The organism is Dolichospermum compactum NIES-806 (genome assembly GCF_002368115.1).
Taxonomy (GTDB): Bacteria; Cyanobacteriota; Cyanobacteriia; order Cyanobacteriales; family Nostocaceae; genus Dolichospermum; species Dolichospermum compactum.
The window spans coordinates 1021295-1047996 of sequence record NZ_AP018316.1 but is presented as its reverse complement, the minus strand read 5'-3'; the positions used below and the strand labels follow the sequence as shown (position 1 = coordinate 1047996).

General features: G+C 37.1%; 29 protein-coding genes and 3 pseudogenes. 18 read left to right on the top strand and 14 right to left on the bottom strand.

Features of this window, described 5'->3' with window-relative positions:
* Positions 1-220 precede the first annotated feature (220 nt).
* The 3 genes and pseudogenes from CA730_RS04975 to CA730_RS04965 all read right to left on the bottom strand — a co-directional run.
* Complete coding sequence (locus CA730_RS04975) at positions 221-1264, bottom strand: 3-deoxy-7-phosphoheptulonate synthase (RefSeq protein WP_096664722.1); 1044 nt, start codon at positions 1262-1264, stop codon at positions 221-223.
* Between the two features lie 312 nt (positions 1265-1576).
* Positions 1577-1954: a DUF1823 family protein gene (locus CA730_RS04970; RefSeq protein ID WP_096664719.1), complete on the bottom strand. Its 378-nt coding sequence runs from the start codon at positions 1952-1954 to the stop codon at positions 1577-1579.
* A gap of 17 nt (positions 1955-1971) precedes the next feature.
* A pseudogene (locus tag CA730_RS04965) lies at positions 1972-2595 on the bottom strand (dienelactone hydrolase family protein); the annotation flags it as partial.
* A 415-nt stretch (positions 2596-3010) separates the two neighbouring features.
* Between CA730_RS04965 and CA730_RS04960 the strand changes: the two are divergent.
* Positions 3011-5116 carry a M3 family metallopeptidase gene (locus tag CA730_RS04960; protein ID WP_096664713.1) on the top strand — a complete coding sequence of 702 codons (2106 nt, stop codon included), beginning with the start codon at positions 3011-3013 and terminating at the stop codon, positions 5114-5116.
* A 78-nt stretch (positions 5117-5194) separates the two neighbouring features.
* Here CA730_RS04960 and CA730_RS04955 read toward each other — a convergent pair whose 3' ends face one another.
* A complete protein-coding gene (locus CA730_RS04955) occupies positions 5195-5452 on the bottom strand; it encodes a hypothetical protein (RefSeq protein WP_096664710.1) in 258 nt (85 codons plus the stop codon).
* Between the two features lie 538 nt (positions 5453-5990).
* Here CA730_RS04955 and CA730_RS04950 point away from each other — a divergent pair.
* Positions 5991-6977, top strand: a complete 987-nt coding sequence (locus tag CA730_RS04950) for a cyanophycin synthetase (RefSeq protein WP_096664707.1) — start codon at positions 5991-5993, stop codon at positions 6975-6977.
* A gap of 3 nt (positions 6978-6980) precedes the next feature.
* Here CA730_RS04950 and CA730_RS04945 read toward each other — a convergent pair whose 3' ends face one another.
* A complete protein-coding gene (locus tag CA730_RS04945; RefSeq protein ID WP_096671291.1) occupies positions 6981-7331 on the bottom strand; it encodes a hypothetical protein in 351 nt (116 codons plus the stop codon).
* Between the two features lie 607 nt (positions 7332-7938).
* Between CA730_RS04945 and CA730_RS04940 the strand changes: the two genes are divergently transcribed.
* On the top strand, positions 7939-8562 hold the full coding sequence (locus CA730_RS04940) for a hypothetical protein (RefSeq protein WP_096664704.1): 624 nt from the start codon (positions 7939-7941) through the stop codon (positions 8560-8562).
* Entirely contained in the window at positions 8540-8953 is a 414-nt protein-coding gene (locus CA730_RS04935) for a type II toxin-antitoxin system death-on-curing family toxin (protein ID WP_231939982.1), read from the top strand. Before CA730_RS04940 ends, CA730_RS04935 begins: the two co-directional genes overlap by 23 nt.
* A gap of 50 nt (positions 8954-9003) precedes the next feature.
* On the opposite strand, the gene bchH is transcribed toward CA730_RS04935, so the two are convergent.
* Positions 9004-12708: a magnesium chelatase subunit H gene (gene bchH / locus CA730_RS04930; RefSeq protein ID WP_096664701.1), complete on the bottom strand. Its 3705-nt coding sequence runs from the start codon at positions 12706-12708 to the stop codon at positions 9004-9006.
* Positions 12709-12871: 163 nt separating this feature from the next.
* Between bchH and CA730_RS04925 the strand changes: the two genes are divergently transcribed.
* Positions 12872-13837, top strand: coding sequence for an N-acetylmuramoyl-L-alanine amidase (locus CA730_RS04925; protein WP_096664698.1), 966 nt, complete (start codon positions 12872-12874; stop codon positions 13835-13837).
* 289 nt (positions 13838-14126) lie between these two features.
* On the opposite strand, the gene CA730_RS04920 is transcribed toward CA730_RS04925, so the two are convergent.
* Positions 14127-14708, bottom strand: a complete 582-nt coding sequence (locus CA730_RS04920) for a Uma2 family endonuclease (RefSeq protein ID WP_096664694.1) — start codon at positions 14706-14708, stop codon at positions 14127-14129.
* Positions 14709-14861: 153 nt separating this feature from the next.
* Here CA730_RS04920 and CA730_RS04915 point away from each other — a divergent pair.
* The 7 genes and pseudogenes from CA730_RS04915 to CA730_RS04880 all read left to right on the top strand — a co-directional run.
* Positions 14862-14996, top strand: a pseudogene (locus CA730_RS04915) (ribbon-helix-helix domain-containing protein); the annotation flags it as partial.
* A gap of 56 nt (positions 14997-15052) precedes the next feature.
* Positions 15053-15526 carry a hypothetical protein gene (locus tag CA730_RS04905; RefSeq protein WP_231939981.1) on the top strand — a complete coding sequence of 158 codons (474 nt, stop codon included), beginning with the start codon at positions 15053-15055 and terminating at the stop codon, positions 15524-15526.
* Positions 15523-15909 (top strand): hypothetical protein, encoded by a 387-nt coding sequence (locus CA730_RS04900; protein WP_231939980.1) that lies wholly within the window; start codon positions 15523-15525, stop codon positions 15907-15909. The genes CA730_RS04905 and CA730_RS04900 overlap by 4 nt, the downstream gene beginning before the upstream one ends.
* Before the next feature lie 74 nt (positions 15910-15983).
* Positions 15984-16223, top strand: a complete 240-nt coding sequence (locus CA730_RS04895; protein WP_096664690.1) for a hypothetical protein — start codon at positions 15984-15986, stop codon at positions 16221-16223.
* Positions 16220-16633 carry a putative toxin-antitoxin system toxin component, PIN family gene (locus CA730_RS04890; RefSeq protein WP_096664687.1) on the top strand — a complete coding sequence of 138 codons (414 nt, stop codon included), beginning with the start codon at positions 16220-16222 and terminating at the stop codon, positions 16631-16633. Before CA730_RS04895 ends, CA730_RS04890 begins: the two co-directional genes overlap by 4 nt.
* Positions 16634-17173: 540 nt before the next feature.
* A complete protein-coding gene (locus CA730_RS04885; protein WP_096664684.1) occupies positions 17174-17446 on the top strand; it encodes a toxin HicA in 273 nt (90 codons plus the stop codon).
* Entirely contained in the window at positions 17439-17762 is a 324-nt protein-coding gene (locus CA730_RS04880) for a type II toxin-antitoxin system HicB family antitoxin (RefSeq protein WP_096664681.1), read from the top strand. The genes CA730_RS04885 and CA730_RS04880 overlap by 8 nt, the downstream gene beginning before the upstream one ends.
* 66 nt (positions 17763-17828) lie before the next feature.
* Here the strand turns inward: CA730_RS04880 and CA730_RS04875 are convergent, their stop codons facing one another.
* On the bottom strand, positions 17829-18164 hold the full coding sequence (locus CA730_RS04875; RefSeq protein ID WP_096664678.1) for a XisI protein: 336 nt from the start codon (positions 18162-18164) through the stop codon (positions 17829-17831).
* 155 nt (positions 18165-18319) lie between these two features.
* Here CA730_RS04875 and CA730_RS04870 point away from each other — a divergent pair, with 155 nt between their 5' ends.
* The 3 genes from CA730_RS04870 to CA730_RS04860 all read left to right on the top strand — a co-directional run bounded on the left by CA730_RS04870 (position 18320) and on the right by CA730_RS04860 (position 19192).
* The gene (locus CA730_RS04870; protein WP_231939979.1) at positions 18320-18505 is read left to right on the top strand and encodes a hypothetical protein; all 186 of its coding nucleotides are present in this window, start codon (positions 18320-18322) and stop codon (positions 18503-18505) included.
* A 70-nt stretch (positions 18506-18575) separates the two neighbouring features.
* Positions 18576-18890 carry a hypothetical protein gene (locus CA730_RS04865; protein ID WP_096664675.1) on the top strand — a complete coding sequence of 105 codons (315 nt, stop codon included), beginning with the start codon at positions 18576-18578 and terminating at the stop codon, positions 18888-18890.
* A 5-nt stretch (positions 18891-18895) separates the two neighbouring features.
* On the top strand, positions 18896-19192 hold the full coding sequence (locus CA730_RS04860; protein ID WP_231939978.1) for an HNH endonuclease: 297 nt from the start codon (positions 18896-18898) through the stop codon (positions 19190-19192).
* Between the two features lie 70 nt (positions 19193-19262).
* Here the strand turns inward: CA730_RS04860 and CA730_RS04855 are convergent, their stop codons facing one another.
* From CA730_RS04855 to ahcY, 6 genes and pseudogenes are all read right to left on the bottom strand, one after another.
* Positions 19263-19424 (bottom strand): type II toxin-antitoxin system HicA family toxin, encoded by a 162-nt coding sequence (locus CA730_RS04855; protein ID WP_231939977.1) that lies wholly within the window; start codon positions 19422-19424, stop codon positions 19263-19265.
* A 220-nt stretch (positions 19425-19644) separates the two neighbouring features.
* Positions 19645-19974 carry a XisI protein gene (locus tag CA730_RS04850; protein ID WP_096664672.1) on the bottom strand — a complete coding sequence of 110 codons (330 nt, stop codon included), beginning with the start codon at positions 19972-19974 and terminating at the stop codon, positions 19645-19647.
* A pseudogene (locus CA730_RS04845) lies at positions 19962-20383 on the bottom strand (XisH family protein). The gene CA730_RS04850 and the pseudogene CA730_RS04845 overlap by 13 nt, the downstream one beginning before the upstream one ends.
* A 20-nt stretch (positions 20384-20403) precedes the next feature.
* Positions 20404-20736 (bottom strand): XisI protein, encoded by a 333-nt coding sequence (locus tag CA730_RS04840; protein WP_096664669.1) that lies wholly within the window; start codon positions 20734-20736, stop codon positions 20404-20406.
* Positions 20724-21143: a XisH family protein gene (locus CA730_RS04835; RefSeq protein WP_096664666.1), complete on the bottom strand. Its 420-nt coding sequence runs from the start codon at positions 21141-21143 to the stop codon at positions 20724-20726. The genes CA730_RS04840 and CA730_RS04835 overlap by 13 nt, the downstream gene beginning before the upstream one ends.
* Before the next feature lie 341 nt (positions 21144-21484).
* Positions 21485-22762: an adenosylhomocysteinase gene (gene ahcY, locus CA730_RS04830; protein ID WP_096664663.1), complete on the bottom strand. Its 1278-nt coding sequence runs from the start codon at positions 22760-22762 to the stop codon at positions 21485-21487.
* Positions 22763-23208: 446 nt separating this feature from the next.
* Between ahcY and CA730_RS04825 the strand changes: the two genes are divergently transcribed.
* The 3 genes from CA730_RS04825 (at position 23209) to CA730_RS04815 (ending at position 26581) form a co-directional block, all read left to right on the top strand.
* Positions 23209-24783: a mechanosensitive ion channel family protein gene (locus CA730_RS04825; protein ID WP_096664661.1), complete on the top strand. Its 1575-nt coding sequence runs from the start codon at positions 23209-23211 to the stop codon at positions 24781-24783.
* Positions 24784-24988: 205 nt separating this feature from the next.
* On the top strand, positions 24989-25927 hold the full coding sequence (locus CA730_RS04820; RefSeq protein ID WP_096664659.1) for an AAA family ATPase: 939 nt from the start codon (positions 24989-24991) through the stop codon (positions 25925-25927).
* Positions 25928-26317: 390 nt separating this feature from the next.
* The gene (locus CA730_RS04815; RefSeq protein WP_096664657.1) at positions 26318-26581 is read left to right on the top strand and encodes a hypothetical protein; all 264 of its coding nucleotides are present in this window, start codon (positions 26318-26320) and stop codon (positions 26579-26581) included.
* Positions 26582-26702 lie beyond the last annotated feature (121 nt).

Sequence of the window (26702 nt, the reverse complement as noted above, 5' to 3'; positions counted from 1 at the left end):
TGTCTTTAGACCGGGGAGTCTCAATCATAATTCAATAGATATGTGTAGTTGCACTTTGGACTAAAGCACAACTACAGAAAAGCTATTTTCAAGTATGTGAACCACATTTTGTCTTTGTTTCGCGCAATCTCTCTTAGAGATCCCGAAGGGTAGATACAAAGGAGCAAAGGAAGAATTAAAATAATTCATGTGGTGTAAATACATGAAAACTGCTGTAAGTTTATTGTAATTTGCTGTGAGCAGCCAAAATAATTCTTTCTGTTTCTTCCCAATTAATACATTTATCAGTTACGGAAACACCATATTTTAGATCTTCACGATTTCCCGTAATTACTTGACTACCTTCATACAAATTTGATTCTAGCATCATTCCCACAATGGAATTATTACCATCTACTATTTGCTGAATAATATTCTCAAATACCAATGATTGTAGTCTGTAATCTTTATTAGTATTACCATGACTACAATCAACAACTATTCTTGGTGATAAGTTAGCCGCTTTTAATTGTTCCTCTACTAACTGAATATTCTCGGCATCGAAATTAGGCTGATTTCCACCACGCAAAATTACATGACCATGAGCATTTCCCCTAGTTTGAAATACACTCACTTGTCCCTTTTGATTAATACCCAGGAAATTATGGGGAGTTTTTGCTGATTTGAGGGCATTTACAGCAACTTGAATATTACCATCAGTACCATTTTTAAACCCTACTGGCATGGATAAACCACTAGCCATTTCTCGGTGTGTTTGCGATTCGGTTGTCCTTGCACCAATTGCAGACCAGGAAACCAGTTCACTTATATATTGAGGTATGATTGGGTCAAGTGCTTCTGTAGCAGTTGGTAATCCTAAATCTGTTAACTTTAATAGTAAGTTTCTGGCAATTAAAATTCCTTCTTCTACATGAAAAGAATCATCCATTTTGGGATCATTAATTAACCCTTTCCAGCCTACAGTAGTTCTGGGCTTTTCAAAATAAACCCGCATAATCAACAGTAGTTTATCCTCAACCTTTTCTGCTAAACTTAGCAACCTTTCTCCATATTCTATCGCTGCTTTTGGATCATGAATTGAACAAGGACCGACGACAATGAATTTACGTCGATCTTGAAAATCTAAAATATTTTCTATTTCTTGTCTGAATTTTAAAATTGTATTTTCGACAGTTTTAGTTAAAGGTAATTTTGCCTTAACCTCATTAGGAGTTGGTAAAACATGAGAACTCTTAATGTTAGTATTAATTAATTTGTTGATCATAGCAAAAATCTCTTGATTTGTGTTATACAGTAGTAATCCTACCTAAATCATTTGTGAACTAGTTTTTTATTCTTGTTAACCCTAAAATAGTTAGAAAAACAAGTTGCACAAATTAGCTAAGATTACTATATGCAAGGGTAGAATATATTAATATACACAGTTTTGTAAAAAAATACAAGATATGCCCGTGTTATTTCCATAACATTTAGACATAAAACAATAATTTAATTTTGCCAATCAGGCGAAAAGCTCATATCCCCAACTTCTCTAAGTAGTGGGGGATATTTCGATTAATTGCTATATTCAGCAATTTTATTCAATTGTACCAGTGGTTGTTAACATATAACTTAATAACCAATTTGCTGATGTGGCTCTGCGAGTTTGTCGAGGACCAAACTCACCAATTTTGTAACCTTTAAAACCGAGTTTTTCCTTGAGTATCTGTTTATTTTCCTGGGGAATAGAACGAGTTAATTTCATGATTGCTGGACGGGAATCAATAAAATCTGGTGGTTGTGGATATTCATCTCGCCATGTTGGTGCTACTTGACTATTATCCCAAGTTTCTGTCATCGCATCATAACGATAACCTAAGTGATACCATAATAATTGGTTTACAGTAGTATCATCAATTGTATCGTTAATAATTGCCCAAATTGTTTCTGTATTTAGCGGTGGAAGATTAGACATGATTTTCAGGGAATTAAACGCATTTCTCTCTCAAAACCTTGAACTTGTTCTTCTGGGACAAAGGGATCATCAGCGCCATGCAATACCAATACCTTAGCTTTAATATTTTTAGCATCATTAGGATCGGGTGTGTCTAGATTGCCATGAAAACTAACTACACCTGCAATATTAACACCACTACGAGCTAATTCTAAACCTGTACCACCACCGAAGCAATACCCAATGGCAGCAATGTGTTTAGAGTCAGTTAAGAGATACTTTTGTAAAACTTCTAATCCAGCTTTAGCGCGATCGCGAAGTAATTTGCGATCTTGACGATAAATAGTTGCTTGTTTGCCTGATTCTTCGATATTTTTTGGTCTAATTCCTTTACCATAAATATCAGCGGCAAAAGCCACATATCCCAATTTAGCCAACTGTTGGGTCCGTTTTTTGGCATAAGACTGTAACCCATTCCATTCATGAACTACTAATACACCGGGACGTTTAACTTTAATAGCATCATCATAAGCAAGATATCCTTCTAATACTGTGTTTCCTTGCTTGTACTCAATTGTTTTAGTTTTAATTGCTGCTAATACATGAGCAGAACTCAACAAAACTACCGCAGGTGTAAGCAAAACAGAAAGTAAAAATTTCATAACTTTATTAAGTATTCAAAATTGATGATGGTGAATTATCACCACAAAACTCGACAAAATAAAAGTAATTATTGGGAAAATAATTGCTAAAATTCTGCTTTTAGCTTTTCTGTGATATGTCTGAGCTATCAAAAACCAATTCAGTAGTTATAAAGTTGCAGGAGTATGGTTTACGCCACACTACGCTACGCTATCAGAATGAACTTTTTGTATAACTGGCATAAGAATAGAGGTAGATAGATCATTTTTGTATAAAAACATACCTAGCTGATTCTAATCTCCTAACTTCTGTATTCTGTTTAGTAAGATTGCCATTCTAGCAACGCGAAATTTTGTCGCAACGCTAAATTACTAGTTATATAAAGAAAAATCAATCGTTGTTCCCCACTAATTCATCGGCTATTAACTCACTACCATGCGTGCAACTGCTACTATTTATCAGAATCCCCTACTTCAAAGCTGTGGTTTACCCGCATTTGCGGCTATTAAATCGGAGCAAGTCGAACCAGCTTTTAGTCATCTGTTGGCAGAACTGGAAAAGCAATTAATTGACTTAGAGACAAATATAGAGCCTACTTGGAGCGGTTTAGTAGAACCTCTAGAAAAATTGACAGAAAGACTCAATTGGAGTTGGGGAATTCTGAATCATTTAATGGGTGTAAAAAATAGTCAAGAACTACGTATTGCCTATGAAAAGGTACAGCCGCAAGTAGTTCAGTTTATGAATATCTTGGGTCAAAGTCAACCTATTTATAATGCTTTCAAAGCAATTCGGAATAGTCCTAGATGGGAAACTTTAGATTCAGCCCAACAGAGAATTATCAAAGCTGCAATTCGGGATGCAGAATTGTCTGGTGTTGGATTAGAAGGAAAAGATAGAGAGCGTTTTAATAGTATTCAAATGGAATTAGCGGAACTGGCAACTAAGTTTGCTAATCATGTTCTAGATGCGACTAAAAGCTTTATTTTAATTCTCACCACCCACGATGACATTAATGGCTTACCAAGTAGCTTGTTGAGTCTTGCAGCCCAAGTTGCTCGTGCATCTGGAGAAGAAAATGCCACCCCGGAACATGGACCTTGGCATATTACTTTAGATTTTCCTAGTTATTTCCCATTCATGCAGCACAGTACCCGACGGGATTTGCGTGAAAAACTCTATAAGGCTTATATTACCAGGGCATCTTCTGGGGAATTAGATAATAATCCTTTGATTGTACGAATTTTAGAGTTAAGAAAAGAACTAGCTAAATTAATTGGCTTTGAAACTTTTGCTGAACTGAGTTTGGCTAGTAAGATGGCTCAGGATGTCCCCGCTGTAGAAAAGCTATTAGAAGAACTCCGTCAGGCTAGTTATCATGCTGCGGTTAAAGACTTAGAACAACTTAAAGCCTTTGCACAGATGAAAGGTGCGACAGAAGCGGAAAATTTGCAACATTGGGATATTAGTTTTTGGGCTGAACGTCAACGGGAAGAAAAATTTGCCTTTACGGCTGAGGAGTTACTCCCCTATTTCCCTCTCCCTCAAGTGCTAGATGGGTTATTTGGGCTGGTAAAAAGGCTTTTTGGTGTAACGGTGACTCCTGCTGATGGCCAAGCCCCAATATGGCATGAGGATGTTCAGTATTTCCAAATTGCTGATAAATATGGTGAACCTATTGCCTATTTTTACTTAGATGCTTACAGCCGTCCCGCAGAAAAACGTGGTGGTGCTTGGATGGATGCTTGCATTCACCGTCGCAAAGTCACAGAAAATGGTTTAACTACTATCCGTTTACCTGTAGCTTATTTGATTTGTAACCAAACCCCCCCTGTGGATGGTAATCCGAGTTTAATGGCTTTTGATGAGGTGGAAACATTGTTCCATGAATTTGGACATGGCTTACATCATATGCTGACTAAGGTAGATTATTTAGGAGCAGCAGGTACTAATAATGTTGAGTGGGATGCAGTGGAATTACCGAGTCAGTTTATGGAGAACTGGTGTTATGACCGCCAAACCTTGTTTGGTATGGCGAAACATTATGAAACGGGAAAAGCATTACCGGAACATTATTACCAAAAATTGTTGGCGGCACGTAATTACATGAGTGGTTCAACTATGTTGCGGCAACTGGATTTTAGTAGTGTGGATTTGGAGTTACATTACCGCTATTCCCCTGATAGTCAGGAAACTGTGACAGATGTGCGACACCGGATTGCTAAGTTAACGACTGTGTTACCACCATTACCCGAAGATGCTTTTCTGTGTGCTTTCGGTCATATTTTTGAAGGAGGTTATGCAGCGGGATACTATAGCTATAAATGGGCTGAAGTTCTTAGTGCTGATGCTTTTGCTGCCTTTGAGGAAGTAGGTTTGGAAGATGAAGCTGCAATCCATGCGATTGGCAGACGTTACCGAGATACGGTGTTAGCACTAGGTGGCAGTCAGCATCCAATGGATGTCTTTAAAACCTTCCGGGGACGAGAACCCAGTACCAAGGCTTTACTCAAGCACAATGGGCTGCTGGCTGCTGTGTAAGTGGGCAATTGAAGGGATGAGGGAATGAGGAAAATATTTATCTTGAATTGTGCCTCTTACCTCTTACCTCTTGTCGGATTACATGACAATTTCTTCCCGTTGGCAATCAAAGAAAAGCTCAAAAACAGTGTCAGGAATCATCTGACGGATGTGCTGAATATAGCCTTCGGCATCAGAACGACTGCGAAACCGGGAAACAATTACTTTTTCTTGTTCGGTAACGACACGGGCTACAGCCCAACCATTCAGCCTTTTTTTGTAGGCGTTATCTTCTCTTGCTGTAGGCATGGCTTGATTTTCTGAAGTGATATTTTTGTAATCCGTATTTTGTGGCATGATTATTTTATGCGTATGAATTTGAGTGAAGGGCGTTAGTGTGTCTCTTAGCCAAAGATGTACTAGTACAGGTCAGCGGAAATAAATAGACCATTCCAAACTACTGGAAAGCTCATTGTATATTCGTTTTGACTTTTGACTTTTGACTTTTGACTTTTGACGAACGCCTTGCGGTACTAGCGTCTTTTATTGATGATGCCACCTTGTTATTACATATTTTCAAAATTGTCAATACGTGATGCAACAACTTATCTTTTAAGAATGTTTAGTTTTATTTGATGCCAATGGGTATTTACTGAGTAATTTAGTGTTTAAGTGTTTAGGCATACATAAACATAAAAATTATTGTATAATATATGGCAGAAATCAGGAGTAGAACTGGCTTTGTGTATAGGTCTCAATTTAGATTTTGCACCTCATAACTACGTAACCTGCTGTATATCTAATTTCAATGATTTGAGGTTTCGGCTTAGGAAATATTTACGAATATTGCCATACTTTTTCAGGGTAATTTTGAAAGAATCCGAGAAAATAAAAAATGTCAATTACATCAATCATCCAAAAAGTAGCTTTGCAAATAGGGGCTGTGGTTTTAGTTGAACCAGAATATGAATTTGTGGGACATATTACTTTTAAAAATGGGAAAAAGTCAGTTTTTAGTCATGCTAAATTGAATATTAATGGTTTTGCTTCAGCCGAGTTAGCCAAAGATAAAGCCTATAGTAATTTTTTCTTGAAGCAGTTTGGATATCGTGTGACAGAGGGAAAGACATTTTTCAGTGATCAGATGTGTGCTAAAATAGCTCATCCTCGAAATATTGATGATGGATTTAATTATGCACAATCAATGGGATTTCCTGTGATTGTTAAGCCGCTGAATCTGAGTCAAGGTATATTGGTGACTAAGGTGCATAATCAGGAGGAATATTATGATGTTGCTAATAAGATATTCCAAATTAAATCAGGGTTGATTGTTGAAAAGTTCTATGGTGGTAATGACTATAGAATTGTGGTGTTGGATGATGAGGTGATTACGGCTTATCAAAGAATTCCTTTATGTGTTGTTGGTGATGGTATATCTAATGTTTTGGAGTTGCTACAACAAAAACAGGAAAAAATTATGAGTACGGGTAGAAAAAATATGATTAAATTTGATGATTTTCGCATTTACCAAAAATTAAAAACACAAAATTTTGATTGGAATAGTGTGATTCCTAGGGATCATACTGTTTATCTTTTGGATAGTGCTAATTTATCGAGTGGAGGGGAAGCGGTGGATTTTTCGGAAACTATTCATCCTGATTTTCAGAAGTTAGCAATTAATATTACTAAAGATATTGGACTAAGATTAGCTGGTGTGGATATACTTACCGATGATATCACTATGCCGATAGTAGATTATACGCTGATTGAGGTGAACGGTTCTCCTGGGTTAAATCACTATGCTGCTAGTGGTAAATTAGCAGCAAAGAGGGTGGAAGGGTTGTATTTGAAAATTCTCCAAGTGATAGAGAATGATGGTTAAAGGTTACAAGTTTTTGCCGAGTAATGATTCAAGTTCTTCTGACAAAGAGTTCATATCTGCGACTCTAGCTACGAGTAAACTATCATGTCCGGCATCGTTTAACCGAGATTTCCAATAGTTAATACTTTCAGCATTATTCATCCAAAAGTCAATGACTGTATCTACTACTTGATCTAAGTTCCAACCCCATTTAACGGGGACTGGTTCTATGGACGATAGAAAGGAATCTAATGTGCAAGTATGAGTTCCTATATATTCTATGCCTTGATGCTGCGGTTTTATAAAACTCTGTTGTTGGTGATTGAAAAAATGCAAAACAGGAGATACACCTACCAGATTGAAACTGTATTTAATCATTCTAGTCCTCCAAATGAATTCATCAACTGTCGAGAAACTTGACTTTTGGGCAAGAATCTATTGCAGAAAAGTCCGCTAACTCTATCTAGGAAAAGGAGAATTTTTGCCTACTACATCAGTTTCAAGATTAAGCTAGAAATTAGCACTCAACCCCTGTGAGTGCTAGGGTTTATTTGGTTGTGAGACTGTATTATCTATTATTTGGAGAATAATTTCAAGGTTAATAATATGTAGTTTAAATAGAAAGTTCGAGGATGAAATGGTAAAATGATGAATTTAATCATGTTTTTCATTTTATGTGGTAATTAAAGTGTAATTCTAAATGTGTTGGGTTGCACTTTGTTTGACCCAACCTACGATTAAGTGATAATAAAGTTCGATTTAACGATTTTTGGCTAAGGCTATATTAGTAACTGGCAGACTGGATTATTATGGATTTTTCAGTTAAAATAAAATAGTTTTAAGAAAGCGCATATAGCGGTTATCGCTAGGATGCAATACAATTGAGGGTGCAGACCCTGCACCCATACAGGCTTTACAATTTGCTGACTGTATCTCACTCAAGTGCATACCGCTATAATATCACCAGACAGGTACGAAAAAAATGGTATACAGCTTTATACTCCCAGAAGAAACTATTACCAACTTTCAGGAAAAGATAGAATTCCTGGAAAAGTGCCTGAATAATGCTAACCCGCAAGATGAAATATTTGCAGAAATAATTGAGTTGGAGAATAGCGGACTAATATCTCTCAATAAACTTATAGAGGAAGTGAAAAATCTACAGTACAAACTTAATAAATTTATTAAGTTTGTTAAGGCATTAAAGGAAAAAGTAGAATTGGATCAATCATCAGTTATACTTTTTGTGAGATACAATTTTCTGATTAAAGAAATTTTAGAACAATGCTGTGAGTTTAGTGTTATCAAACATAGTAAAGAAATTTTTATGGACATAATTGTGTCTACTCTAGTGGTATATCAGAAAATTAAGAAGGAGGCTTCTTCTGTAACCTATTCGCAGCATGAAATATACATTCTTACAGAAACAAGAAAACACGTAATACAATCAATCATTAAGGCTAGTGTACAATTTAAAGTATTTCCTGAAGATTTTTTTAACCCACTAGAATTAGAAGATGATATCACACCTAAAGAATCAGAAACCACACTAACGTTTTTGGCATCTATAAAAAAATGGGATTATGTGTATAGAAAACTTGCATAATCCTAAATTTATTGAGGATAAAAAAGAGGTTTTAAGAATACACAATAAGCTTCTCATTCAATATGGTGGAGAACCAGGTATCCGTGATGAAGGCTTGCTAGAATCTGCGATTAACCAGTCCCAAGCAAGTTTTGGGGGAGAGTTTTTACATCCTACTATTGTTGAACAAGCAGCAGCATATTTGTTTCATATTACTAAAAATCATGCTTTTGTAGATGGTAACAAGCGAACTGGATATGGTGTTATGGTGACATTCTTGAACTTGAATGATTATGAAGTGAACATGACACCAGAAGAAGCATATCAATTAACAATGCAGGTTGCTGATAATAAAGTTAGTAAAGAACAGTTAATTGAGATATTGAGAGATTGTATTATAGAATTATTTTAAAATATGATTTGAGATGTGGTGCGTTAGCGACAGCGTAACGCACCCTACAATTAAACTGTTACTCCTTCTAATTCTTGATCAGTTAAATCATATAATTGACGCAGTTTATCTAATTTATCTCCGTCAGCTTGCCATAAACCGCGTCCTGATGCTTCTAACATTCTCCCCACAATATTTTTAAAGGCTTCAGGATTGGCTTTGCGTAATTTTTCTGCCATTTCTGGATCTAAAGCATAAGTTTCTGCTGCTTGATCATATACCCAATCATCTTGAAAATCGGCAGTTCCACCCCAACCTATTAAAGCTGTCATGCGTTGGGAAATTTCAAAAGCACCTCCAGAACCTTGATTCGCCATTGCGTCCGCCCATTTAGGGTTTAATAACTTAGTTCTGTATTCCATTCGCAATAAATCATCTAAATTGCGGGGTGTAGTGTCCTTAGAAAAACTTTCGACAAAACTGGCTTGTACTTTTTTGCCGCTTTGTTTTTCTGCGGCTTTTTTCAAACCGCCTGTATTGGCATAATATTCCTGAATATCGGTTAATCCATATTCTACCGAATCTATTTCTTGAATAATGCGATCGCTAGTTTTTAATAAAGTCTGCAATACTTCCGGCCTAGCTTGTCCTTTATCATTTCTACCATAACTAAAGACATTGCGACTTTCCCAAGTATTTCCCAACTCTTCTCCAGATTCCCAATTACCATCAACCACCCTATCATTAACTAAAGAACCAAAATCACCAGAGGGATTAGAAAACAATCTTGCGGAAGAATTTTCCACACCTTGGGCTTTCAAAATCAAAGCGTGTTTTCTAATAAAATTCATTTCCTCAGGTTCATCAATTTCCGCAGCCCGTTGAAATAAATCATCCAATAATTCAATGATATTCACAAAACTATCTCGGAAAATACCCGATAGATTTGCTAACACATCAATACGTGGATGTCCAACATCAGCAAGAGGTTTTAAATCATATCTAACAATTCTTCCCGTTCCCTCCTTTACAGGTTCAGCGCCTACCAATTCCAAGAGAATCCCCAAAGATTCACCCTTAGTTTTAATAGCATCCAAACCCCATAATAAAACTGCCACTGTTTCTGGGTATTTCTTATTTTCATCTAAAGACTGAGAAATAATTTTCTTAGCAATTTCCTTACCTCGTTCAAAAGCAGCAGGAGAAGGCATCCGATAAGGATCTAAAGCATGAATATTCCTACCCGTCGGTAAAACACCAGCGCCATCACGCAACAAATCTCCACCAGGTGCAGGAGGAATAAACTCACCATTTAAACCCCTTAATAAATTCGTTAACTCATCAGTAGATTGATTTAATAACCTTGTAATTTCCTTTCTTTCTTCTTCTCTTCTTTCTTCGTGTTCTTCGCTTCTTCGCGGTTCATTCTCTTCCCCAAAATAAGCATTTAAATAACCAGTTAACTCCTCCTGATTCGGTGCTTCACCTAAAGTATGTAAACCAGAAGAAAAAAGACGATTTTCAAGAACTTGTAAATATTCATACAACTTGACCAAATAATGATCAAAAGCATGATTGCTAAACATCCTTACATTTTCAGGTGTAAAGGGAATACCCAACCTTTTCGCATCATCAAAAGGACAATCCACCTCCAAACCAGTATCAACAATTTTTTTACAAATCCCTTCCTTTAACAGATAATTCTTTTCTGGATCTTCCCGATATTCGGCGATTAAATCGCGTAAATTCACCAACTCTTTATATAAACCAGCGCGTCCATAAGGAGGAACATTATGAGAAATTAACACCCCATAACCGCGACGTTTAGCTAATATTGATTCAGAAGGATTATTGGCTGCATAGATATAGAGATTTGGCAGATTTCCTAACAGAATATCAGACCAAGAATAACCTGTATTTCCTAATGGCGAACCGGGCAACCATTCGACTGTTCCGTGCATTCCAAAGTGAACAACTGCATCAGCTTCAAATTCATTTTGTAACCATTTATAATAAGCTGCATATTGGGGATGGGGGGTTAAATCTCTTTCAAACATTAACCGCATGGGATCACCTTGAATTCCCAAAGGTGGCTGGACACCTATCCACACATTTCCTAATTGCACACCACCAATATTGAACTCATCACCATAGGTTTTAATGCCGCTACCGGTGAGGTATTTCCATTGTTTTTCAATGCGAGTTGTGAAAAGATAACCTAACCATTTTTCTAAGGTTTTTGCATTGACTGTAGAACCCCCCCCGTAAACGAGGGGGGATATGATTTCCTCTTTACTTGTTTGCAGGTTGGGATTTTCATCTGCTTCTTTGATTTGGCGAATTAATTCTTCCCCATCTTCGGGAATGTCACCAACTGTATAACCTTGTTCTTTGAGGGCATTTAGTAATTTAATTAAACTGCGGGGAACGTTTAATAATGCAGCAGTTCCGACTGCACCGTAACCGGGGGGAAACCCATATAAAATAATGGCAATTTTCCGTTGAGAAATAGGTTTTTGGCGGAGGGAAACCCAGCTTTTAACTCTATTAGTTAAACGCCGGACTCGTTCAGGAACTAAATAAATTTGTTCCCCAACTAAACCACCGAGAGGAATTGTATCAATCGCCCCATCTAATTCTGGTAAAGCATATAAGACAACACTTTGCAAACCGCCTACACCTTGGCGCGTCCAAGAATAAATATCTTGAATTAATAACGGTGCAGCGACGATATAAGGGATATTTTTAGCTGTGAGAATGCGTTTAGCAACTTCCACCTGTCTTCCTGCTTCCATTGAACCAGCCGGACCACCAACTAGGGGAAATCCAATGGTAGAAACTATGGCATCAATCTTTACTGCTTCTGCGGTAAGGGAAGGAGTTTCAATGTTACCTCTTTGACGTTGTTGGGTTTCGTAGTCGCTGGTCATCCAATCTCTGACGGCTACGTGACCTTCTACGCCGTTGATAAAGATGGGTAAGGGAGTTAAACCGGCTTTTTCAAAATAGCGGATTAGTTGGGGAATATAGGGCAATTTGGTAATGACGTGCTTTCGATAAAGTAAAATACCGATGATTGGAGAATTTCCTCTTCCCTTGTCCCTTTTCCGATACCATTGTAAATATTCACGCGGTGATCTAAAAAACCCTTGATATTCGGGATGTAATAAACCCATGTCGGGGGTTTCGATGGGTGGCGGTATATCTCCAATTTTTAAATCTAAGTATTTTTCCGCAATTGTCCAAAATAGGGCAGCGACGTTTTCTGAACCCCCAGCGTTCCAGTAACCATAGATAATTAACCAGTTACGAAGGTCTTGGACTTTTTGGACTGGGATGAATTTTAATAACTTGGGTCCAATTTTCAGAAAACTGATATAACCGGCGAGTTTGTCTTCTTCTTTACCGTTGCTGAATTTGTCAAGGATGAATTTAATGGGTTTGGGCATTCCTGCGGGTTTGTCACCGATAGCGAATGCTCCTATTTTGGTTAAACTCATTAATTCCAGTGCTGACTCGAAAATGAGACGGATAGGAATATTAGCGACACGCTCTCGCAACCACACAACTTGATCATAATCGAAGAGTAAACTGCCAAAGAACACATCTGCGTTTTTGAGGGCTGCTTCAACTTCCGTGCTATTGGTGGTAATATTGCGATCGCTAAATACTCGAATATCCAACTCTGGACACTGGGAATTAGCCAAATCAGCCGCTTTTCGGTACAAGTCCGCGTTAAACGATTCAAACCCAGCAATCAAGACAATGCGTTTCATGCGCTTTTGCTACGAAATATTTCTTTACATTGATCTTAAACATTTTTGGGGATTAATGGGGGAATCTCTACCTAGAGATTAAAATAATGTCTATGCTTTTTGGAACTAAATTAACCAGCAGCAGATTCTTGGCATAGCAACAAAGTCAATTAAGGAGATAAAAATGAAATTCGGCATTGATATTGGTCACAACTGCCCTCCCGATAGTGGTGCAAGCGGCATTAAATCGGAAGATAAGTTAACAATGGAAGTGGGTAACAAGGTTATCGCTAAACTAGAAAGTCTAGGACATACAGTAATCTCATGTAAACCAAATAGCGCCAGTACAGTAAATCAATCATTAGGTAGACGGTGCGAAAAAGCCAATAATAACCGAGTAGATTTTTTTGTATCTATTCATTTTAATGCTTTTAATGGACAAGCTAATGGGACAGAAGTATTTGCTATTAGCGATGCCGGCAGAAAAGTCGCCCGGAAAGTATTAGATGAAATTGTCAAATTTGGCTTTTTTAATCGTGGTGTTAAAAGTGGTTCTCACCTGTATGTTCTCAAAAGAACAAATATGCCAGGAATTCTCATAGAAGGTTGTTTCATTGATTCTGCCAAAGATATGCAAATATATGATGGTGAAGCAATGGCTAATGCCATAGTTGCTGGGTTAACAGGTAAAGTAGCAAGTACTTCTGTAAATCCTGCTTCTAATACGCCTGTAAATCCTGTTATAGATGAGGAACAGAATAAAGATAAGAGCATTCTCAGACTACAACAGGCTTTAAATCGGCTGAAAATTACTGATAAAAATAATCGTCCCTTAGTAGAAGATAATGGCATGGGAGCAGCTACATCTTCAGCAACGGAAAAATTCCAGAGAATTGTGGGAGTTTTACCAACAGGAATTGCTAGTAACACTACCTGGGATGCTATCAATCAAATATTAGCTAAACGAGTTATTCAAGGAACTCATGCTAGTGGCGTAATTATCAGGTACTTACAATTTCGTATAGGTGCTAATCCCGATGGTATTTATGGTTCACAAACGGAAGCAGCACTCAAGAAATTTCAACAGCAAAATGGTTTAACTGCTGATGGTATTGTTGGGGCAATGACTTGGCAGAAATTGATAAGTTAGGAGCAATTTTTTAGCTAATATCTATCCAGATTTTATAAAAGATATTGCTGGTAAATAGGGGGTATAACTCCCTATAATAGTAGTCTGTCCAAGACATTTTGACGAATTTAGGACTAAACCAATTGGCTTGCTTTGTAGGGTGCGTCAGACTCGATAATTCATCAACAATCAACAGAAATTTGACATCTGACGCACCTGACGACTGAACCCGTAAGCCTATGCACTTTTAAAGTAGAAAGGTTATTCTCTTACAGATTTTGAGCAATTAGTATAATACCAATGTCATATTTTACTTACTTAAATTTGTCGGAAAAGTAACGTCTTCATAAACATCAGTTAGAGGACAAGAAAAATTCACACTGGTTAATTCTAATTGTTGATTTCCTCTATAACTATAAAGAACCCATCTTCCTTCAGAATTGCGGCGAAAACAATCAATTCGTTGACGATTTTGGCTTACTAAAACATATTCTTGTAAAGTTTCTATTTCTTGATAATCACTAAATTTATCACCTCTATCTAAGGCTTCTGTAGAAGGTGATAAAACTTCAATGATTAAACTTGGATATCGTTTAAAATATTCAAATTGTGTATCTCTTGAATCGCAAGTTACCATAATATCAGGATAATAAAAAATATCTAGAGATTCAATTCTCGCTTTCATATCAGCGACGTAAAGACGGCATCCTGTACCACGAATATGATTTCTTAAAAGAGCGACTAAGTTAGCAGTAATTGTCACATGGGCATCACTAGCACCTGCCATTGCGTAAATTTGTCCTTGGATATATTCATGTTTAATAGGGCTGGATTTTTCGGCTTCTAAATATTCTTCTGGGGAAAGATAGGGGTGAAATTGGCTAAGAGTCATATATTTTTACTATTAATATGAGATAATTGTGTGGTAATGTTCCTAGTATAGCAATTATTGATATTTTTATTTCGCGCAAAGACACAAAGGAGCAAAGACGCAAAGTAAGAAAAGTATCATAAAATATATATAGGTCAAATACGAGGATAAATCATGAATATCCAAATTAAACCAGAATTAGAGCAAATTATCGCAGCGCAAATTGCAACGGGTAGATATACAAATCCTGAAGATGTAATTAGTAAGGCTTTGAAGTTGCTTTTGGAGTGGGATAAGGGTTATCAGAATTAGGTGGAAGAAACACGGGAAAAGGTGGATGTTGCTAGCTATTTTTTCAGATTGATTTGATTACTGCTGATGGGTTAAATTTGCCTGTAGATGCAATGTTAGATACGGGTTTTACCAAATTTATGGCAATTAGGCTTATGAACATCCAATTACTATTACTAGAAATGACCAATCTGTTGCGTCGTGAGGATGTAGTTTATTTAGTGAAGGGTGTAACACAAAGTAAGGCTGTTTTTGAGGTGTTATCGGTGGCGTTTCGGTTGTTATTGGGTCAAGAAATTGGTTATGAACATCCTTATGGTTGGTTGCGGGTTTTTGATGCAGATGAATTGCAAGATTTTATTAAAGAAGTGAGTGAGGCTTTTCGTTTAACTGATACTTCTAATCAGGCTTGGGATTTGATTGATGCTATTATTTATGAATGGAAAGAAAGTTCTATAGCTATTCTTAGTCCTGAGTTAGCAGCAGCTTTTAATGATGAAACTGATGAAATACCTTTAACATCACCTATTAATAAAAGTGGTAGTTGAATTATTTTATATCAGATAATGCTGCTGAAAATGAGTTAATTGATAATGTAGAACCACCAGAAGTAAAATTATCTGCACCTGCATTATCTCAAACTATTGGAACTTGGTTAGTAGTTGCTAAAAATAAAAGGGTTAATCGAGATTGGGAAGCTTTAATGCAACGTTATCCAGAAAATTGCTCTCGTTGTTATGAAGATTTATGTAATGCACCAACAACTAGACAACCAAAGCGGGTTTTTCCTTTAAAGGGTAAAGTTTATCAAGGTGTTTGGGAGTATGAAGTTACAAGTGGTTATAGTGTATTTTATGTTCCTAATGAGGAGCAATTAAAGGTTGTTGTCTATTATGCGGGTAAACATCCTAAAAATGCTCCTGTACCATAATTTATATCTCACGCAAAGGCGTAAAGGAAGAGAAGTGTTATAAAATATATACAGGATAAATAGCAGAATAAATCATGAATGCTTACAAGACTTATATCACGATTGAAGACCCGAAGCAGGTAGTTTTATCTGATTTACCTTTTCAAGTTGGACAGCGTGTGGAGATTATTGTTTTAGCTGAAGATAACCCGCAAGTTGCAATTAGTAATAAATTGCGGAATTTATTTGATAAAACTCAGGCTATTTCTGGTGTGGAAGAGGTTACAGATGAGGATATAGCCGCAGAAATTGAAGCTTATCGGCGTGGGGAATGAAAGTTATTATTGATACTAATGTTTTAGTTTCTGCTGTTCTCAAGGGGAGAGAACCAAGGGAAGTTATTCAATTTGTTGTGGATAGTCCTAATTGTGATTGGGTTGTTTCTGAGGATATTTTAGCAGAGTATCAGGATGTGTTAAGTCGGAAGAAGTTTAAGTTGACAGATGAAGTCAGAAAAGAATGGTTAGATGTTATGGATTTGGTAACTAAATTAGTTGATGTTCAGGTAACTATAGATTTTGCTAGAGATAGAAAGGATGAAAAGTTTTTAGCTTGTGCTGTCGCAGCAGAGGCGGATTTTTTAATTACTGGAGATACTGATTTTAATCAAGCACAGAATTTAGTGAATACTACTATTGTTTCTGTGTCTATGTTTAAGCGGTTGGTTTGTGATTTTAGGGAATAATCAGGCGATTAGAAAGATGCATAAAAATAATGTCTTTAGAGGATGTTTGAAAAGTATCAGAATTAATCGAGATCCCCCCACCCCCCCTTACAAAGGGGGGCTAAATTCCTCAAAGTCCCCCTTTTCAAGGGGGATTTAGGGGGATCTGCGGGTGTCAAATCCCACACGAAAAAGTTTTCAAACAACCTCTTAGATATAGCTAAATATAATACTCTTTCGGGGTCTTGCTGTCCTAATGCTATCCTATTGGGACTCGGCAGTGTCGAAGGCGATCGCTGACCTTGCCCCTACAGTTCCGCTATATCTACACCTACCATCAAAAAAGGATTGACATAGTACCAATATTGATCCTATAATTGAGCTATCAACATTATGGCATTCTATCTAAAGTTCAATTTCTTATGATAAGCATTTATCCACCTTGACTGGGAACAGTGCTTAAGGTTTCTACATTCGTGCATTGTTAATACTGAGTACAATCTAAGTGATTTTACTTAATTTACATTGACATGGATTTTATATACAAAAGGAAACCTGAAGATGACACAAATGAAAAAAATCCTTGCTGAACTCAAAAATAATCCTCAGAACGTCAACTTTACTGATTTAGTAAAGGTTTGCACTCATTATTTTGGAGAACCCAGACAGCAAGGGACAAGCCACTGTGTCTACAAGATGCCCTGGGGTGGAGATCCGCGAGTCAACATCCAAAGCGACAAAGGAAAGGCAAAGCCCTATCAAGTTAGACAAGTTTTGGATGCGATCGAAAAATTAGCAGCAATTGAAGAAACTGAGGAATCGGAAAATGGTTAATCACAACCACTATACATATAGAGTTACTTGGTCACAAGAGGATCAAGAATTTGTGGGTTTGTGTGCTGAATTTCCTAGCCTGTCTTATCTTCATGAAGATAATTTTACTGCTCTCAAAGGTATTACAGAGCTAGTGAAAGATATACTAGCTGATATGGAAACTACTGGGGAGATACCCCCAGAGCCACTAGCCCAGAAGCAATATAGTGGTAAATTTCAGGTACGCATCACTCCGGCACTACACCGCAAATTAGCTATAGAAGCCGCAGAAGAAAAAGTTAGTCTGAACCGATATATCAGTTATAAACTTGGTTGATTATTGATTAATGAAATTTATTTTGGTGGAGGCTTTAAGCCTCTTTTTTTTATAATGAGTTTTAAACTAAGCAAGGGCAAATTCTGTATATTGTCTGATATCGGCTGGTTGGAAGGCTAAAACTATTTGATTTTTAGGAATACCAGCGTTAACAAGTTCGTTGGCTATACCGTATTCTGTTCCGTCTCTTTGAATCCAGATTTTATCGTTGATTATGTCTATATGAACTAAGCAACCATGCACTCGTTGATTATTTTCCCAGCCTAATGTTAGTAGTAGGTAATGGTTGGCGGTTTGGCCGATTATTAGTTGTCTTTCTAGTTCTCCGTAAGCGTAGGGAAGTTGAGAATATTCGGTTAAGATTTTTTGAATGATTTGGCGATAATTATTTAAGGTATCCATTGCAGTATAATCTCTTGTTTGGAGTCGAAGAAAAGTAAACAAAGGCGTTGATTTTCTAATAATATTTTACCAACTGGTTCTTCAAATAGTTGTGATTTTCATTTCGCGCAAAGAAAAAATGAAACCCGAAATAAAGCGTATTTGATGCTGATGAATTGCAAGAGTTTATTAAAGAAGTGAGTGAGGCTTTTCGCTTAACTGATACTTCTAATGAGGCTTGGGATTTGATTGATGCTATTATTCATGAATGGCATGAAAGTGCGGTCGCAATCACCAGCCCTGATCTAGCAGCAGCTGTCTATTATGCGGGGAAACATCCTAAAAATGCCCCTGTACCATAATTTATTTCTCACGCAAAGACGCAAAGTGAGAAAAGTATCATAAAATATATATAGGTCAAATACCAGAATTATGACTATCCAAATTAATGCTCCTCCTGCTGTTGATTATGCACCTCTGGAATTACAAGGGGAATTAATTGCTATGCAGGAATTAACGATTGAGGATTTATTGAATATTGCTCAAAGTCAAATTCCAGAAATTCAGCAAGAATTACATTTTCAACTGTTAGAAAAAAATCAAAATAATCAATTAAGTGAATCTGATAGGTTATTGTTGAAATCTTTGCGGGTGAGTGCTGATTATTTAATGTTGAAAAAAGCCTATGCCTATGCACTTTTAAAGTGGAAAGGTTATTCTCTTCCAGATTTTGAGCAATTAGTATAATACCAGTGTCATCTATTTCTAAATCTCTTCGTCAACAAGTTATTAATGAGGCTGGTTATAGATGTGAATATTGTCGCACATCTAGCCGTTTAATAGGTATGCCTTTAGTTATGGATCATATTTTACCTAGTTCTTTGGGGGGAAGTGATGAACGAGAAAATTTAGCTGCTTGTTGTTATCGTTGTAATGAGTTTAAAGGAGCGAAAATAAAGGCTAATGATCCTGTAACGAATGAATCTATATCTTTGTTTAATGCTCGTCTACAAAGATGGTTAGATCATTTTCAATGGGCAAATGTATAACCTTCATCTTCTTTACTGTAGAAAATATTAATGTGATACTGCTTCATTTCTCATCCTCCAAAGTGAGTGCTTATGCTTCAATTAAAATCAAAAATTGACGAACCTGATAAGGAATAGCTTTACCATTGCGATTTTGTAAGTTAATAAGTTCAGGGATAGTTGGATGAGTAAAAATGTGATGACTACCGTTAATACGTGATAAGGAAAAACCAAAGGCTTCAACTAAAGTCACCAAATCATCGAATTGAATATTTCTAGAGCCAGAAATGACTTTTTATAGTAATTTACGCTTTTTTGACATTATTTTATTTTATCATTGTTTCACGTCAAATTTTATCCTACTCTTATTATTCTTTCCCTAGTAATAATTCGTAGGTTGGGTTAAGCAAAGCGCAACCCAACTCAATAAAATTATAAAGATGTTGGGTTTCGTTCCTCAACCCAACCTACAACTAACCCACTGCAAAACCAGTAAATTCCCTCACAAAAGGAGATTTAAAACCTAAAACTATATCGGTTTTTGGTACTCCTAATTCTACCAACTCACTAGCTACACCTTCTTCAGTTAAATCTCGCTGAATCCAGATTTTTCCATCTCTAATATCTACATGAATAACTGTACCATAAGCCCTTTCGTTATTCTGCCATCCTACATGAACTACTAAATAACTATTTCTTTCACAATCAAAAATTAACTCCTTTTCTGTTCCTTCTGATCTATGATTTTCGGTATGTCTTGCTAACACGGTTTTTACTAATTCAGAATAATTCATTCTTTCCATAAAACAATCTCCTGTTTAATAATTTCAAAAATCAATAATTTTAATTTATGTTCAGCAATTATTTCTTGAATAAACGGAATTAGAAAAAACTCTTTGTATATGTCATTACCAATTGCTAAATATAAGATGCGGTTGGGTTCTTTTTTTCTTAAAACAGTACGATAATTAAGTGTTTGTCCTAAAGCTGTATGAAATTCAGTAACTTCAGATTGTCCTAAAAAAGATTTTACTTCAACTGCTATTTTTTGACCTTCTTTTTCTGCTCCTAATAGTCTTTCTGCTCCTAAATCAATTCTAAAGTCAAGAGTATCTACTGTAAATGATAAAGGATCATTAGTAATTAACCAACCATCTTTTTCTAACGCTAACCTAACCTAACTGCATTGTGAAAAAAATCTTTTGCGGACATAGAAACAATGAATTAAAAATCTAAACTGATGCAAACCCAGTAAACTGTCTTACATAAGGTGATCTAAAACCTAAAACAATATCTGATTTCGGCACACCTAACTCTACTAATTGATGAGGAATTCCTTCTTCCGTAAAATCCCTTTCAATCCAAATCTTTCCATCTTTAATACTAATATGAATGGGAAACCAATAAATTCTTTTTTCATCTTTCCATCCTGTAACCAATAATAAATAAACATCCCTCTCAGTATCAAAAACAAGTTCGATATTTTCTGAATCTTCTATACATTCTTCTTGTGCATACTTTTGAATGAAACTTTTAACTATTTCTCGATAATTTAATGTTTCCATAGTAAGATTTCCTCCCTTTTAACATCAAACACTAATAACTTAATGTCATAAGTTTGTAAAACAGTTTGAATAAAAGAATCTAGAAAAAATCCTTCATATATATCTTGAGATATGGCTAGATATAATATCCTTTGAGGATCTTTCTGTGTTAATACTACCTTATAATTTAAAAACTGACCAATAGCTGTATGAAATTCAGAAATCGCTGAAAGTCCTATAAAACTTTTTACCTCTACAGCTATTTTTTGATTACCCTTCTGGGCAGTAATTAACTTTTCTGCACCTAAATCTATTCTCACCTTAACTTTTTCAGTAAGTTCAAAAGATAAAGGATCATGAGTAATTAACCAATTCTCCTTTTCTAAAGCTAACCTAACTGCATTGTGAAAAAAATCTTTTGCTGACATACAAACTTACAATAACACCCTCCCCTTATTATATCCTCTCTCCGTGCCCCTGCGCCTCTGCGTGAGAAACAAAAAAAAGTAATCCCAGTGCAAAATTACCTCTTCTCTTCTTCTCTTCTTCCCTTCTTCCTTCGCGCTCTTCGTGCCTTCGTGGTTCATTAAATACAGCAAATTGTCATCAAATCTGGAACAAGAACCCCACCCCCAACCCCCTCCCCGCAAGCGAGGAAGGGGCTAAGATGTACCTTATATGATTGGAAATTGCTGTAAATCCATAACACAAAACGAAAAAAAAGGGATAAGCAAAACGCCTATCCCCAAAAAATCAACTAATTAATGACTTACGTTCCAGACTGCCAAGAATTGGTATAGTCAATTTGATCTGCTGTCAAACTATCAATGAAAATGCCCATAGCTTGCAACTTCAAACGAGCAATTTCTTCATCCACTTCTCTAGGAATAGAATGCAAACCAGCAGCTAAACTACCCTTATTCTTCACCAGGTATTCAACAGCCAAAGCTTGGTTAGCAAAACTCATATCCATAACTGCGCTGGGGTGTCCTTCAGCAGCAGCCAAATTAATCAAACGTCCTTGTCCGAGTACAACTACGGATTTACCATTTGTTAATTTATACTCTTCAGTGAAAGGACGAACATCCTTGATTTCCCTAGCATTAGCAGCCAAGTATTTCAAATCAAGTTCCAAATCAAAGTGACCAGAATTACAAACAATCGCACCGTCTTTCATGACATCGAAGTGTTCACCGCGAACGACGTGCTTGTTACCTGTCACAGTAATGAAGATATCACCATGAGGCGCTGCTTCCGCCATTGGGAGGACGCGGAAACCATCCATAACGGCTTCAATTGCCTTGATGTGGTCAATTTCGGTAACAATGACGTTTGCACCCATGCCACGGGCGCGGAGGGCTGTTCCCTTACCACACCAGCCATAACCGACAACCACAACAGTTTTACCAGCTAACAAAATATTTGTAGCGCGGATAATCCCGTCTAAGGTAGATTGGCCTGTACCATAGCGATTATCAAAGAAGTGCTTGGTGTCTGCGTCGTTGACGTTCATCGCGGGGAAGGTAAGAACGCCTTCGTTAAACATAGCGCGTAACCGCACGATACCAGTTGTGGTTTCTTCGGTGCTACCAATCAAATCAGCTATTTGTTTTTGACGATGTTGAACTAATTCTGCTACCACGTCGCTACCGTCATCAACAATGATGTTGGGGCGATGATCTAAGGCAATTTGCACGTGGCGGCTATATGTAGCGGCATCTTCGCCTTTTTGAGCAAATACGGAAATTTCATGATCAGCTACAAGACTCGCAGCTACGTCATCTTGAGTTGATAAGGGGTTACTGGCAATTAAAACTGCATCAGCACCACCGGCTTTGAGGGCGATCGCTAAATGTGCAGTTTCTGTGGTGACGTGGGCGCAAGCTGAAATACGCAATCCAGCAAAGGGCTTTTCTTTCTCAAAGCGATCGCGGATTTGCTTCAATACGGGCATTTCTCTTCCAGCCCATTCAATGCGTTGTCTTCCCAAGGGAGCGAGTCCGAGGTCTTTAACCTCGTGCTTTAATCTGGGAGTGGTTGCAGTCATTAAAATTATCCTCTAAAAAATGAAACAGGTCTATAAACCTTTACGTACTTTAACAAGCTTTTCTCATTACTAGCCATATTTTCTGAGAATTAGTAGTCAGCTAGTCCCTAAGTCCTGTGAACTAGCTTCACCTCTGATATGAGCGGTGTCAACACTAGATCGGGCTTTTTCTTTTTTCATCATTCTCTGGTAAGAATATAGCAACGACTTTAGGACATAGGCGACAGGATATTAATTCTTCCCCTATTCCCATTGGTATCAACTTCAGGTAAAACCGACAACCCAACTGGGAATTAATTCCCAGTCTGATAGCAAAAGTCATCTCAAGATGACTAAGTAAGGAAACCAAAAATTACTTAGTAAACTTTAGTTTACTTTAGCTATTAGCCCGGAACTTAAGTTCCGGACGGGTATGGAAGCCTTCAATCACACAAGGAGGTATTTTAGTGATACTTCGATTTTTAGCGGTAGCAGGGACAATGGTAATTACCATCGGTTCTGTCACCAAAGCCACAGCCCAGTTTTCTCCTTTACCTTTTCTACCGACTCCCAGTGGTTCAACGAATAAGGTAGATGATAAAATGACATCTGGCTGGATTTATTTAGATGGTCGTCCTTTATTTACCATCACCGCATCAAAAACCAATTTTCCCGAACGTTTTCAAAACATTCAACAGAATTTACAGGATATCACCCATAATTACTTACAGACATCTGCAACAGAACTTAAAGTCCAGAATCGGACAGTTAAAGGATTACCGACTATTTTTGTGAATGACCAATACCTGATGACTATCACATACGAAGATGCTGGACAGGTAAACCCATTAACATTAGCCAATCAAATTAGTGATGGGTTGCAACAACATCTGCAACAAGCCAAACAAGAAAGACAAACAAAGTCTTTAATTCAGCAAGGTGAAATTGCTGCTGTGGGGACACTGGCAATGATCATCATCAGTTGGGGTGTTAGACGTTGGCAAAAGCATTTACGCAAGAATGCAGCCGATTCTATCCCCTCCATATCCACCAATATTGCATCAATCACCACACTATTAAATCAACAACACCAGCAGCATCTTCAAGAAGTCAAAACCAGACTATTTCAAACAGCACAAGCAGGGATTTGGGGTAGCGGTAGTTTAATCATTTTAGGACTATTTCCCTACACACGAGCCTTACAAATCGGGATTCTCACTATTGCCCAAATTCCCATCAAGTTAACGATTGTGGCTGTGGGAACTTATGTAGCTGTGCGGTTTACCTATGCCTTAATAGATCATTTCACCTCAACGATAGTTAGTGGTGGGGCTTTATTAACTCCAGAAACATCCGAACGCTTGCAGTTGAGAATATCCACATTTTCCGGCGTAACTAAAAGTATCACTACGATTATTTTCGTTGGTGCAGGTAGCTTACTAGCTTTGATATCCTTGGGGATAGATATCGTTCCGCTTTTAGCTGGTGCGGGTTTAGTAGGTGTGGCTATATCCCTCGCTTCCCAAAACTTAATCAAAGATGCAATTAACGGCTTTCTGATTATCTTTGAAGATCAATATGCCCTGGGTGATATGATTACCGTCGGCACTGTAGGTGGTTTAGTGGAAAAGTTGAATCTGCGAATGACTCAAGTTCGAGATTCAGAAGGGCGCTTAATTACCATTCCTAATAGTGAAGTCAAGATTGTAGCTAATCTCTCCAGCCGCTGGTCACGGGCTGATTTGAGTATTCCGGTTTCTTATCAAGCCGATGTAGACAAAGCTTTGAAGTTAATTGAAGATGTGGGTTTAGAGATGAGTCAAGATCCTGACTGGCAAAATCAAATTCTGGAAAAGCCTAATGTTTTAGGAGTAGAACATTTTAGCGATCGCGGTGTCATGATTCGCGTCTTAATCAAAACTCAGCCCCTCAAGCAATGGACTGTAGCCAGAGAATACCGTCGTCGTCTCAAAATCTCCTTAGACGCAGCCGGAATTTATATTCCCGTACCCCAACAAGCCAACTGGGTTACTGAATTTTGACATATCCCCGACTTCTTGCTTCTATCCTAATTTAAGTCAGAAGTTAGGGATCTACATCTACATCCCACCCCTACAATTAGATTTTTCTTATCACTCCATTCAGCAATTGATAATTAGAAAATATATATCATTAGCATTAGAATTAAATTATTTTATATTTCCCTATTCACAGCTATCATTAAAAGCACTCCCAGAGGTGATAGTCATGAGTGAACAGCTTTTAGAAACAGAGACAGTTATTGCCATCAACGACGACAGAGAGATTGATTTAGAAGGTGCTTTTCAGGAATCTCATATTCAAGAAATTCTTGATAAATTAGATCAAGAGTTAGTCGGATTAAAGTCCGTCAAAAACAAAATCAAAGAAATGGCAGCTTTATTACTAGTTGATCGCATTCGCAAAAGCTTAGGATTGGATGCAGGTGCGCCTAGTCTACACATGACATTCTTAGGCAATCCAGGCATGGGTAAAACCACAGTAGCCATGCGGATGGCAGAAATTCTCTATCGTTTAGAATATATACGTAGAGAAAACGTAATGTTAGTAACCAGAGATGATTTAGTAGGTCAAGGTATTGGTCAAACAGCACCCAAAACCAGAGAAGTTTTAAATAATGCTATGGGTGGTGTCTTATTAGTAGATGAAGCCTATACATTATATCGTCCAGATCATCCTGGAGATTTTGGCTTAGAAGCCATTGAAATTCTCATGCAAGTCATGGAAAATCAACGAGATGATATAGTAGTCATTCTCGCTGGGTATAAAACGCAAATGGAGCATTTTTTCCATAGTAACCCCGGCATGAATTCTCGCATTGGGTTACACATCGAATTTAATGATTATAGCGTTGACAATTTGATGATTATTGCCCAATCTATAGTCAAAGCACAAAACTATTGTTTTAGTCCAGATGCCGAAAAAGCCTTTCGGGAATATTTAATTAAACGTAAAACAATGGCTCATTTTGCTAATGCCCGCAGTGTCAGAAATGCTATAGATAGAGCAAGATTACGTCAAGCAAATCGTTTATTAAGTAGTGGGAAAAAATTAAATAAACAGGATTTAATTACCATTGAAGCAGTAGATATTTTAGCAAGTCGAGTATTTAGAGAAGGTGTTCCTGATTGTGAAACCGAAAGTTAGATAATTTGGTGATTGGTAATTGGTAATTGTAAAATAATCCGGTTCTTCGGTACTTACTATGCTAAATAATTTTGTGAACCCCTAAAATCCTTATACCGTAAGGATTTTACGTTAATTCATCGGTGAATTTGATATAAATTTGGCATCAAAAACAATGAAACCCTTTATTTATATGGGTGATGGGGTAAATAAACTCATATTTGGCATAACAGGTACGGAAGAACCAATAATCCAAAATCCAAAATCCACCACTGCCCTGTTTAGAGTATAAAATCAAACAGGGTAGATTTTTATTGTCCTCTTGTTAATATAGTAAATTTGTACTATACTATCAAAATAGTCTTCAAACCTGGAAAGACTTATGGAATAGGGATTTTAAGGACTACACCTATGATGAAGCATTATATTCTCAATCTTAACCCCACCGCCAAGCATGAATGGGATCGTTGTATTATCCGTGATCCTTTAACGGCAAAACGTCCAGATATAGCTAAAATAATTTCTGAAGCCGTAGGTGCAGATACAGGTAGTTATTTAGTTAGTGTAAATATTGAAGTAACGGTATTACAGGAAGCACCAGCACCATCACCCGAACAGCTTTCCCTACCGTTTCCAGAAATCTCTGCCCCCACCCCGTTGAGGGAAGCAGCATAGAAGTTGCAACTTATCCGCTTCAACTAATTTTATAGTAGGTTGGGTTGACACAAGGAAACCCAACACCATACAAACTTGTAGCTAAGTCAAAAAAACAAAAAAGCCGAAGCAAATTATATCC